The sequence below is a fragment of the uncultured Chloroflexus sp. genome (assembly GCF_938091255.1).
Lineage (GTDB): Bacteria > Chloroflexota > Chloroflexia > Chloroflexales > Chloroflexaceae > Chloroflexus.
This window is the reverse complement of record NZ_CALLJH010000060.1, coordinates 1-10885: the sequence shown is the minus strand read 5'-3', so window position 1 is coordinate 10885 and position 10885 is coordinate 1. Positions and strand designations below refer to the sequence as shown.

The 10885-nt window shown below is 59.0% G+C and carries 9 protein-coding genes and 2 pseudogenes; 1 reads left to right on the top strand and 10 read right to left on the bottom strand.

All coding sequences use genetic code 11. From position 1 onward, the window contains the following. Positions 1-426 (top strand): annotated as a pseudogene (locus Q1A00_RS17050) (hypothetical protein); the annotation flags it as partial. Positions 427-496: 70 nt separating this feature from the next. Here the strand turns inward: Q1A00_RS17050 and Q1A00_RS17045 are convergent. From Q1A00_RS17045 to Q1A00_RS17000, 10 genes and pseudogenes are all read right to left on the bottom strand, one after another. Next, positions 497-1249 (bottom strand): phosphoribosylaminoimidazolesuccinocarboxamide synthase, encoded by a 753-nt coding sequence (locus Q1A00_RS17045; RefSeq protein WP_298407206.1) that lies wholly within the window; start codon positions 1247-1249, stop codon positions 497-499. Positions 1250-1461: 212 nt separating this feature from the next. Further along, complete coding sequence (gene purM / locus Q1A00_RS17040; RefSeq protein ID WP_298407209.1) at positions 1462-2496, bottom strand: phosphoribosylformylglycinamidine cyclo-ligase; 1035 nt, start codon at positions 2494-2496, stop codon at positions 1462-1464. Beyond that, the gene (gene hisG, locus Q1A00_RS17035) at positions 2493-3506 is read right to left on the bottom strand and encodes an ATP phosphoribosyltransferase (protein ID WP_298407213.1); all 1014 of its coding nucleotides are present in this window, start codon (positions 3504-3506) and stop codon (positions 2493-2495) included. The genes purM and hisG overlap by 4 nt, the downstream gene beginning before the upstream one ends. Beyond that, a complete protein-coding gene (locus Q1A00_RS17030; protein WP_298407217.1) occupies positions 3503-4189 on the bottom strand; it encodes a creatininase family protein in 687 nt (228 codons plus the stop codon). Before Q1A00_RS17030 ends, hisG begins: the two co-directional genes overlap by 4 nt. Next, positions 4186-5625, bottom strand: coding sequence for an ATP phosphoribosyltransferase regulatory subunit (hisZ, locus tag Q1A00_RS17025; protein WP_298407219.1), 1440 nt, complete (start codon positions 5623-5625; stop codon positions 4186-4188). Before hisZ ends, Q1A00_RS17030 begins: the two co-directional genes overlap by 4 nt. Positions 5626-5860: 235 nt before the next feature. Further along, complete coding sequence (locus Q1A00_RS17020; RefSeq protein ID WP_298407221.1) at positions 5861-6220, bottom strand: response regulator; 360 nt, start codon at positions 6218-6220, stop codon at positions 5861-5863. Between the two features lie 91 nt (positions 6221-6311). Continuing rightward, a complete protein-coding gene (locus tag Q1A00_RS17015) occupies positions 6312-7751 on the bottom strand; it encodes a HAMP domain-containing sensor histidine kinase (protein ID WP_298483247.1) in 1440 nt (479 codons plus the stop codon). Positions 7752-8087: 336 nt separating this feature from the next. Then, a complete protein-coding gene (locus Q1A00_RS17010) occupies positions 8088-8828 on the bottom strand; it encodes a hypothetical protein (protein ID WP_298407226.1) in 741 nt (246 codons plus the stop codon). Between the two features lie 79 nt (positions 8829-8907). After that, positions 8908-10542, bottom strand: coding sequence for a VWA domain-containing protein (locus Q1A00_RS17005; protein WP_298407228.1), 1635 nt, complete (start codon positions 10540-10542; stop codon positions 8908-8910). Next, positions 10506-10885 (bottom strand): annotated as a pseudogene (locus Q1A00_RS17000) (substrate-binding domain-containing protein); the annotation flags it as partial. The gene Q1A00_RS17005 and the pseudogene Q1A00_RS17000, both read right to left, overlap by 37 nt.

Genomic DNA, 10885 nt, shown 5'->3' with positions numbered 1-10885 from the left:
TGCCGTCCCAACGGCTTCGAGGAGGCTAAAGCCGATGCGGTAGTACGCCTCTATGCCCGCACGATTGCCGCCGATCTGCTCATGTCGCACTGGTACACACTCAACGGCCCCGGCTGGCAAGAGGGTGGTCTGCTCGACAGTGCTCAACAACCGCTCCCGGCCTTTCGCGCCTTCCAATTTGCTCGCCAGCAGCTCGGCAAAGCGCGCTATCTGCGCTCGGTTGCAGTGAATGGGTTGGAAGGGTATCACTTCCGCACTGCCGATAGTGAGGTGATCGTTGTTTGGAGTATTGATGGTGTTGAGCGAACGTTTCCCCTCCCGGCCAATGCTCGCGCCATATACGATGCTACCGGCAATCCATTGCCACTGTCAACAACAGTAACATTGACTGCGGCGCCGCGGATTATTGTGATTCCAGCACCGTGAATGGAACCGTTGTATTTTTAGGACGTACCGTAGAGACGCACAGACGTGCGTCTCTACGAACTGGATGTCTCTACAAGGTTGCTGTCGTCCAACGTCCCGTCAATTCGGCCACCAGCGCGTACCGTTCGCGCACATCGGCCAGCAGCGCCTCGTCAACCACCTGCGCATTGCGATAGACCTGCTTGTCGAGCATACGGTTGGGGTCGCCCTCCGGCCAGATCCGCCACGAGTCGTTGTCGATCACGTCGGCGACGAGCAGGCTGCCATCGCTGGCCCGGCCAAACTCGATTTTGAGGTCAACCAGTGTGACGTCAAGCGCGGCCCATGCCGTTTCGAGGGTCTGAAAGACTTGTTGGCCCGTGTTCGTCATCTGCTCAACTTCGGCGGCAGTAGCAATTCCTTGCGCGACGATCTCTTCCGGCGTGATCTGCGGATCGTGGCGAGCGTCATCTTTGAGGAAGAATTCGACCAACGGCGGCTCAAACCGCTGCCCCGCCGCTTCGGGATGGCGGCGCAGGTATGATCCTGCCGGTAAGCGGCGTATCACTACCTCTAGCGGGATCATTGCGCAGCGCCGCACGACGGTCAGCGTTGGTTCTGGCGCGGCGATGAAGTGGGTCGCAATCCCAGCCCGGTTCAGCAAGCGAAAGACGTTGGCCGTTGTCTGCCCGGCCAGCGCCCCTTTGCCCTCGATCACGCTGCGGCGCGCGCCGTCGCCGGCGGTGATGCCGTCTTTGTGGCGCAGAATCGCGAGGTCAGGATCGGTAGGGTGGGCGTATACAACCTTTGTCTTGCCTTCGGCCAACACATGTCCGAGTTCCATGTTCTGCTCCTTCCCGTGGGGCGCGGGCCACTGGCCCGCCGATCAACCCTGCCCGTAGGGCGCGGGCTGCATTTGTGTCATTGCGACGGGCCGCAGCCCTCGCCGCAGTATCCCGCCGATGCGAGTGTGAGGGTGGTAGCGGAGTGATACACCGGCAACTGGCGCAAACCCTCCTCATAGCAACCCTCCCGTCCCTCTTTGGCTCTTCGCGGCTATGCTCCCTCATCCACCAGCCGCACCGCTGGCGTGGCCGTCACTTGACCAACCAACCGCGCCTCCGGGATGGTTGCCAGTGCGGTTGCTACCGTTTCAGCCGGCACGATTACCAGCATGCCCAGCCCCATATTGAGCGCGTGGTAGGCTTCTTGTTCGCTCAAACCGCCAACCTCAACCAGCAATTGGCAAATCGGCGGGATGTCCCACCTCCCGCGCACGATGGCAGCTCCCATACCTGCCGGTAGGACTCGTGGCAGGTTGTCATAAATGCCGCCGCCGGTGATATGGCAGAGCGCCTTGACTGGTACCACCGTGCGTAACGCGGTCACTTCAGGCAGGTAGCAGCGGTGGATCGCCAGCAGCGCCTCGCCAATCGTTTGCCCGCCAAGGATTGCTGGACGAGCGTAATACCCTTCGGCAGCGAAGTGCTGGGCGACGATCCGGCGTGCCAGTGAGTAGCCGTTGGTGTGCAGGCCGGTGCTTGGCAGTGCCAGTATCGCATCGCCGGGGGTTATGTCGGGGCGGGGCAGCATCTCAGCCCGCTCAACGACGCCGACAATAGTGCCGGCCAGATCAAAGGCGCCGGGAGTATAGACATCGGGCATCTCGGCGGTTTCGCCGCCGATCAGCGCGCAGCCGGCGGCGCGGCACCCGGCGGCGACGCCGCTAACAATCGCTGCCACCTGCGCCGGATCGAGCTTCGCCACCGCAATGTAATCGAGGAAGAAGAGCGGGTGCGCACCTTGCACCAAAATATCGTTAATCGCGTGATTGACTAAATCCTGCCCAACTGTGTCATAGCGGCCAAGCGCAGTGGCGACCAGCGTCTTGGTACCCACGCCATCGGTGCTGCTGACCAGCACCGGCGCTTGCATACCGGCCAGCGCCAGCGCCGCATCGAAACACCCGCCAAACGCCCCCATCCCGGCCAGTACTGCTGGCCCGTGGGTGCTGCGCACCGCCGCCGCCATCAGCTCTTTTGCCCGCGTCGCCGCGGCAATATCTACTCCGGCTGCACTATACTGGCTCATAATCGCTCCTCGCCAAGGCGCGCGCTCAGCCGCGTAAACGCCTCACTCTCAGCCCGAAAGACGTGCTGCACTTGGACAGTCGTGACGCTGCTAGCACCGATGCTGCGCAGGTAATCGATCGCCGGCAATAGTTCCTCTTGCGGCACCACCACATTGACCGCGTACCACCCGCTCTCACTGGCAAATTTGCTCCACACCGGTGCAATCGTTGGCCCCTGCAAACCGGCCAGTTCGTGGCGGGCTGTTACCTTCCGCCCCACCTCTTCTACCGATGCGCCGGGCAGATTGGCAGTCAGCGAATAGAAGAGCCGCCCACGCCGGCGCGCTTCGATCAATTCGCAAAGCTGGCGCACCAGTTCTAGCCGGGCTGGGTTACCGCGCAACGAACGGCGCGAGCCGATTAACACCGCTTGCGAGCGGATGATCGGCCCGCCGACGATCTTCAACTGGTTTTCGCGAATGGCAGTGCCGGTCTCGGTAATGTCGGCAATAATATCGGCGTAGCCGAGGCTCGGTGCGGCCTCGGTCGCCCCTTGCGACTCGACCAGCTCGAAGATGTTGATGCCATTGGCATAGCAGAACCGGCGCACGGTGTTGGGGTACTTGGTTGCGATCCGCAATCGCCGGCCCCGCGCTTGGAATTCGACTGCCAGATCGGCCAGATCGGCCCACGAAGTGACATCGATCCAGCTTTGGGGCACGGCAAAGACCAGCTCAACCCGCCAGAAGCCGAGGTCGTCGATGACGACCAGCACATCATCATCGTCATCGCCGCGCTGTTCGTGCAGCAGATCGTAGCCGGTCACACCCAAATCAATCGCGCCCTCGGCCACTTTGGTCACAATATCGGCTGGGCGATGCAGTAAAACCTCTGTACCGGGCAGTCCGCGCAACACCGCCGTGTACTGGCGCGGGTTGGCGCGAGTCACGCGCAGACCGCAACTTTCCAGCAACGCAATCGTCGCGTCGTAGCCGGAGCCTTTGGACGGAATGGCAAAACGGAGTGTCATAGCGCAGACCTGTTATAACGCGCGCGGCGCTGTTGGTACAGAGCAGTGATCGCGGCTACGTTCCGCCGGGTATAGACATCTTGCACGGCCTTTGCCAGCCGATCAATCGCCAACGTGAGCGCATGGTTGCCTAGCGAGGGGCTGGCCACATCGCGCACATTGCGCCCATCATTGGGTGCGAATTGGCTGAGATCGACCAATTCCGGGTGCATAGCCAGCAACAGCGAGGTCTCCCAGAGCGCGCCGTGATCTTGCATCGTTTCATCAACCAGTTCGAGCGGCGAGATGGCAAGAGTCAGCAGTTGATGTTGCGACCACGCCGCCTCGGCAGCCTCGATCAGCGCCAGATCAATCATCGTGGTCTCAGGCAAACCGATCACAATAGCAACTTGAAACCCTTGTGTGGCTACGGCAGCCAGCCGTGCCGCCACGAGTTGGCGGAATAGTGCAATATTGTCATTGCTATCCCACCACAGCAATGGGTAGAGGACGCCACCAACCCGGCGCGCTGCGCCTTCGGTCACCGCTTCGGCAATATACCCAGCTACCCCGCAGGGCAAGTGCGATCCACGCGGTTCTAATGTTGCCCATGGTAACCAGCAGATTGGCTGTTTCGCGATGAGCTGTTGCTGCTGCACCGGCAATAAGTCAACCCAGCGCCCCCACGCTTGTGCAGCGCTCATAACACCTCCCCCAATGCCGCCAGCGCAATCCGCCGTTCAGTGCGCGCAGCCAGATCGCGCCACACGACGTACTCGCCCTCACGTTCGGCTGCGCCCACAATCACGGCGGCGGCAAAACCGCGCCGCGTTGCATCGCGCAGATTGTCTTTCACGCTCCTCCCGCGCACATCGAGTACAACCGCTCTCCCGCTGGCGCGGATGCGCTCGGCGACTGCTAACGCATACGGGTAGTCGTCATTGCTCACTGCGGCGACTAAGACGGTCGCTGGCGGCGTTAATTCTGGCAGCGCCGCCGCAGCCAACACCCGTTCCAACCCATACGCAAAACCGACTGCCGGGGTTGGTTGTCGCCCGCCGAGGGTACTGACCAGATCGTCGTAGCGCCCGCCGCCGCAGAGCTGGTTTCCGTCATGGTCGTAAATCTCGAAGATGAGGCCGGTGTAGTAGTGCAATCCGCGGCCTAACGCGCCATCGATCACCAGTCGCTCGCTCGGCACGCCATGCGCTGTCAGGAGGTCGAGAATAGCCTGCAATTCGCGGAAAGCCGCCGATTCGTTGCCGAGCAAACTGGCCAGCGCCGGCAGCGCCTGCGCGGGCGAGCCGCTGACCGCAGCAAGTTGGGTCAACTGTGCTAGGGCCGCTTCGACTAATGGCTGCTCATCGGCCCGGCGCAGCGTGCGCAGCAGGCGTTGGATCACTTCAGCCGGGCTGCGGGTGCCGGTGCGCAAATCGATTCGCATCGCGGCCAGCACCCGTTCTAGCCAAATAGCCGCCTGTGCGTCATCGAGGCCGGGCGGCAATTCGAGACCTTCCGGCGGTGTGCCCAGATTGGCCAGCACTCGCTCGCGCACCGGTTCGATCCCCTCGGCCCGCAGCCGCTCAAGGCTCCATACCAACAACCCACGGGTGCGTTCTGGCAACGCAAAACGCAGCAGCAGCTCGCGCACCAGCCCGATATGGCCAATACGCACGGTATACCCGCTCACGCCGGCAGCGTCTAACCCGGCGCAGGCCAGCGCAATCACTTCTGCATCGGCCCGCGGCGGTAACCCGCCGATTATCTCGCCGCCAATCTGCGTAAACTGGCGATAGGTATGGCGTTGAGGTCGCTCGTAGCGAAAGACCGGCCCGGCATAGCTGAGGCGCAGCGGCAACGGTTGATCCTGCATCCCGGCGACATACGCCCGCAACACCGACGCCGTCCATTCCGGACGCAGCGCTAAATCACGCCCGCCGAAGCTGAATTCATACACCTTGCCAACCAGCTCTTCGCCGAGTTTGCGCAAATAGAGATCACGGTGCTCGATAATCGGCGTATCGAGCATCTGATAGCCGTAACTGGCTATGGTTCGTTCCACGATGGCTTGTACATACCGGCTGGCTATATACTCAGCCGGGGCGACATCACGCATGCCGCGTACCAGATCGACGGTCACAATACCTCCTGTTGGTTGGTATGCTACCATGCCGTATTGTAACCGATTGGTTACGCGCTAGTGTTGTACTGGCGCGTGCGATTGAGGGAAATGTAGCAATTGGCAAGGGCTTGATCGCGGTGACAACTAAGCCATATACGCGCCCCACCTCGCCGGCCAGTGCAGCAGGCTTCGTCAGCCAAGCCCGGCCCTTGAGGACTGCGCACACGATCGGGGACATCCGGGCCGGGCCTATCTACCGCCCAACCAAATCGCGCACTGTACTCAACAGATTGGTCAAATTGCCGGTTTTGGGCACATAGGCGTCAAACCCCTGTGCCACAAACTCGCCGGGTGTCTTTTCGGTGCGAGCGGTGTGGGCAATGATCGGGCACGTGATACCTTGCGCCCGCAGATCACGCAACACCATCAAGCCATCGCGATCGGCCATGCTAATATCCAGCACAATCACATCGGGCGCAAACTCATGTACCTTCGCTAGCGCCTCAGCGCCGCTGCCGACCGAAAGCACTTCGTGTCGCCCAACGTGGCGGAGCACACGCTCGAACATCGAACGGGCCGTGTAGACATCATCGACGAGGAGAATTCTGGCCATCGTTCCTTGCTCCTTTGCTACCTTGCGTCATTGCCAGCGTGCGATGTTGATGATGGACGAAACGTGGTATTGCCGCGTTTCGTCATTTCCGTTATGCTCGTTCCGTGCTGGCCCGCGTGCGCGGCAACGAGAAGAAGAAGATGCTGCCTTTGCCCAGTTCGCTTTCCAGCCACATCCGCCCGCCGTGCAGCTCGACCAGCCAACGGCAGATCGAGAGGCCCAAGCCGGTGCCGGCGTGCTGGCGGGTGTCGGCGTTTTCAATTTGCTCGAATTGTTGGAAGATCCGCTCCTGATCGTTCGGTGCGATGCCGATGCCGGTGTCGCGCACCCAAAGCACAACCTGATCGGTATCGGCCCGCGCCCCGATCGCAATCTCGCCCGAATGAGTAAACTTGCATGCATTGGAGACCAAATTGAGCAATACCTGTCGCACGCGCATCTCATCGGCCAGCACTGTCGGTAACGGATCACGGTACTCGCGGCGCAATTGGATGGGCCGGTCGCCAATCAGCGCCTGCGCCGTGCGCATCGTTTCATCCAGCAGTGGTATCAAGGTCAGATTGGTCTTGTTCAGTTCCAACTTACCCGCTTCAACTTTCGCCAGATCGAGAATGTCGTTGATCAGGCCAAGCAAATGCTGGCCACTACGCCGGATTTCGGCAATATCTTGCAGCACCTGTTCGTCAATGCGCACATCGCCGTACATTTCGGGATGTTCGAGCATCGCAGTGCTAAAGCCGATGATAATATTGAGCGGTGTGCGCAATTCGTGTGACATCGTGGCCATAAAATTGGCCTTCGAGCGGTACGCGGCCTCTGCCGCCGCTCGCGCCTCTTCCAACTCAAGCGTGGTGCGGTACAGTTGTTCGTTGAGGAGATCGCGCTCGAGTAAGGCTCGTTCGAGATTAGCTTGTGTCTCGCGCAACAACTGCTCGCGCCGCTCGGATTTTTGTGCGGTGTCGATTGCCCAACTGATCGTGCCGCGCACCACATACGCGGCCGCCCAACTCAGCGTCGCCGCACCGAGCAACAGCGCAATCTGGAACAAGATCTGCCCGATCGCTTCAAACCATGTTGGCCGGGACCGACCAATCAGATCGGCGCCAAGCAGTAAGATCAGGTAGAGCAAGATTGCCGCTTGCGCTGCTTGAAATGGCGCCCGTGATGAGACCATAATGCCGGCGGCAAACACTCCCAATACCGAGAGGTAAATGAAAATGTTACCGGTAAATCCAAAAGCAGCGCAACTCAGTACCGGCAAGAGCGTGATTGCTCCCACGATTACCACACTAGCCAAATAGAGGTTGCCGCGCCGCCGCAACCGGTCGCTCACGGCGACGCTGGCGAGTAGCAAGAGGATTACAACATACGGCCAGATATTGCCTTCCCAACGATTGAGGAGCAGAATCCCAATCGCACCGCCAGATAGCGTCGTCAGGAGCACGAGCATCGGCGGTAAGAGATCAGATACCAGCCCCTCGTCAGGCGTTGCGACTGGTGTGCGGGCAGGGATGATATTGCGCGCAACCATAGGGTGTTGTTCCTTTAGGGTATGGCTATGACAATATATTTTCGGCCCTTATTGTAGCAGGAAATGGTGATGATTCGTAGCAGCGTTGGATTGCGCTACCTTTACAATTGTGCTGTGAGTGGGGTTGGTAGGGGTGGGTTTCAAGCCCGTTCCTACCGGATGCGCCCGTTGCCGTATTCCACTCTCCCGCAAGCAGTGAAAGAGAGGAATATCGCTTTCGCAACGGGTGGGGGAAGGGGTGAAGCATTCACTCTTCGCCACGCACCGAATCATCTGCCTGTATACCGGTAGGGGCGAGATTCAAACCCGTCCCTATGTATCGCGCCGTACCACACCCTACATCCCTGTCATCGCCGTATCTAATACCTTGCGAAAGACCTCCATATCGCTGCGCAGATCAACGAGGCGTTGCTGCACAGCGCCACTCGCCGATGCCATTGCCACTGCATCGGCAGTACGCAGTCTGATGATCTCAGCGAGCGTGGTGTCAAGGCTGGCATCGATATTGGCTAATTGTGCTTGAATGCGAGAGATGTACGTGCTCAAGTCCTGAATATGTCGCTGCTGGTCACGTAGTGCCTGCTGCCGTTCTTCGAGTTGCTGGCGTGTAAAGGGATCGAAGGTAGCGCTGATCTGCCAATCGAGCTGGGTGAGTTGTTGGGCTATCCGCTGCATATCGTTGGTGGCAAGATACCGTTCGATCACCTGTCCCTTGTCAGCTAGCAGGTATGCTTCCGCTACCAGATCACGGGTCTGCTGAACGATGTTGCTGAGTAGACCGGTCAATGGGCCTTGGGCCGCGCTTGCTGCGCGCTCGACTTCACGTTGCGAACGCTCGATCTCGCTGATCGCTGCGCGCAGTGTCGGACTGGTAATGCGTGGGCGCGGCGCAGGTGGCGGTGCAGTCAGTAATGGGTCACGCGCCGCTAGCCACGTAGCAGCGATGTAGACAATAATGCCTAGTGGCAGCCACCAGATCGTCATTGATAAGCCACCAAGTATTGCTGCAACTAGTACCAGTAGATTGAGCGGTTGTAACGCGGCAATGCGCAATGCATCTATAGTATTTTTGCTCATACCTTGTGGTTACCTTGCTTCACCGAGGCGCGGAGAGATCGCCTCCCCACGCCTGTCTTGCACTACGAAGCCGGTAGTACTAGAAATACCGACTCAGGTTCTCAAAGATCTGGGCAATATCACCTGTATCACCCACCACGACAATCGTGCGGGATAGCTCGGCAATCGCTTCGAGCACGTTCCGATCGGCATCATTGCCATAAGCGACAGGGAAGATACTGATCCCGCTCTCATCGAAGAGTCGCCGGATCTCATCGAGTGATGCCCGGCTGGAATTGTCGGCGCCATCCGAGAGCAGTACAATCGCTTGGATCCGATCATCTGCTGCTGGCGGTAGTTTATCGAGCGTTTGCTTGCCTAGTATCAAAGCATCGAAGAGCGCTGTCCGTCCGCTAGCACGCATCTCTTGCACGGCTGTCTGCAAGGCAATCCGATTGTCAGTCAATGGTGCCATCGGTACTACGAGCCGTGCCGTTGAGTCAAATGTGATCAACCCAACCCGATCTTCGGGCAGAATGCGCAGGAGGAAGGTCTCGATACCGGCTTTGACCATCGTCAGTTTATCACCCTCCATCGAACCAGAAGTGTCAACAACGAGCACGATGTCAGCTCGCTTGCGGTTGAGCGACCACGAGTTCTTGACCGCAACGATCACCTCAGCCGAAGGTACGGCCAAGACGGTCTGTACCCCCTGCGGATCGACACCGAACGTCGGGCTAATCGGATCAGTCAGGGGAACGTTGGGATTGGCCGGGCGGAAACCCAACGACATCGCTGCACGCTGACTCTCTTCGGTGAGCAGAAATTCGTAGAACCGTTCGGCGGCAGCTCGTTCGTCGGCGGTGGCACTGGCCATAATGATGAAGGGGTTGTCGTGCCAGAAGGTGCCCTCGGCTGGATAAATAGCTACCAGCGGTGTCGGCGGCGGGTTGAATTTGTTGAAGTCGATGAGCGTGATCTCTTCCATTGGGAAGGCTGAGATGTAGCTCATGCCGAACTTCTTCATATTTTCGCTAAAAATCAAAGTGTTGTAGCCATAGTGCTTGATGCTGCGCCCTAGAGCACGGATGAAGCGGGTCGCCTCTTCGCTTTGCACATCGGCCACGGTCAGACCATCGCGTTTGCCGGTGGCGGCGTAGAACTCGGCGATCAACGTGCTGAGCGCAGTGGTGCTAATTTCTGGATCGGTGTGCCCCCACGAGAAGCGCCCCCATTCCGGGTGACCGAAACGACCCCAGCCTTGTGGATCATTGGTCAGATCGAGAATGTCCTTCCAGCCGATCGGCTTATTCGGCCAACCCATGGCCTCGGCCATCGGTTTCCACATCGCGATGACTACCGGTGTAAGCACGAGTGGCTTATTTGAAACCGCCACATTCTGATTGCCGGTCTCTTGCTTGAGCACTTCTAGCCACGTACTGGCCGAGGGTGTCCAGATGGTGACTTGCAACGTCCCGTTTTTGATCTCGGTGCGGGCTGCACCCGATGACTTATTGATTCCTTCAACGCGCACCCGGCGGTCATTGACCGTGATCCGCTGGTCGTTGAAACGGGCAATCTGCTCGGTCAGCCATTTATCCTTTTCGGGGCTGTAAGCGATGCTGATGGTGATCGTATTTGTGTCACCTTCGCTGAATAGTGACTCAATGTCACCACATCCGCTGAGAAGTGTAACAGTTAATACGAGCAGCGTGAGCAATTTGAACGGTCGCATAAGCATGAATGGCTCCTCTCAGGCTTCTTTGTTGCACGACTCCATGTATCCACTAGTTTATTAACAACATCAGGTGACGGGATAGCGAGTTGTGATGCTAGATCGAGTTGAAGGCCGTAGTCACGGTACCGACCAAACAGTGATGTCGAGTCATTCAGATCAATTGTTACTTGCGGGTGAGCCGGACGAAAGCCATATTCACGCATTGCAATGGTCTGCTCGGCAGCACTGAGCAGAAAGTCACGTAGTAAGCGTGCTGCTGCGCGTTCGGCATTCCCTACCCATGGCGCAGTGAGGATCGCATAGGGATGGTCGCTGACTATTGTTGTGGTAGGGTAGTAGA

Excerpts from the sequence above, each read along its gene's own strand:
- Q1A00_RS17045 (WP_298407206.1), bottom strand. The coding sequence starts at position 1,249 with ATGGAACTCGGACATGTGTTGGCCGAAGGCAAGACAAAGGTTGTATAC.
- purM (WP_298407209.1), bottom strand. The coding sequence starts at position 2,496 with ATGAGCCAGTATAGTGCAGCCGGAGTAGATATTGCCGCGGCGACGCGG.
- hisG (WP_298407213.1), bottom strand. The coding sequence starts at position 3,506 with ATGACACTCCGTTTTGCCATTCCGTCCAAAGGCTCCGGCTACGACGCG.
- Q1A00_RS17030 (WP_298407217.1), bottom strand. The coding sequence starts at position 4,189 with ATGAGCGCTGCACAAGCGTGGGGGCGCTGGGTTGACTTATTGCCGGTG.
- Q1A00_RS17020 (WP_298407221.1), bottom strand. The coding sequence starts at position 6,220 with ATGGCCAGAATTCTCCTCGTCGATGATGTCTACACGGCCCGTTCGATG.
- Q1A00_RS17015 (WP_298483247.1), bottom strand. The coding sequence starts at position 7,751 with ATGGTTGCGCGCAATATCATCCCTGCCCGCACACCAGTCGCAACGCCT.
- Q1A00_RS17010 (WP_298407226.1), bottom strand. The coding sequence starts at position 8,828 with ATGAGCAAAAATACTATAGATGCATTGCGCATTGCCGCGTTACAACCG.
- Q1A00_RS17005 (WP_298407228.1), bottom strand. The coding sequence starts at position 10,542 with ATGCGACCGTTCAAATTGCTCACGCTGCTCGTATTAACTGTTACACTT.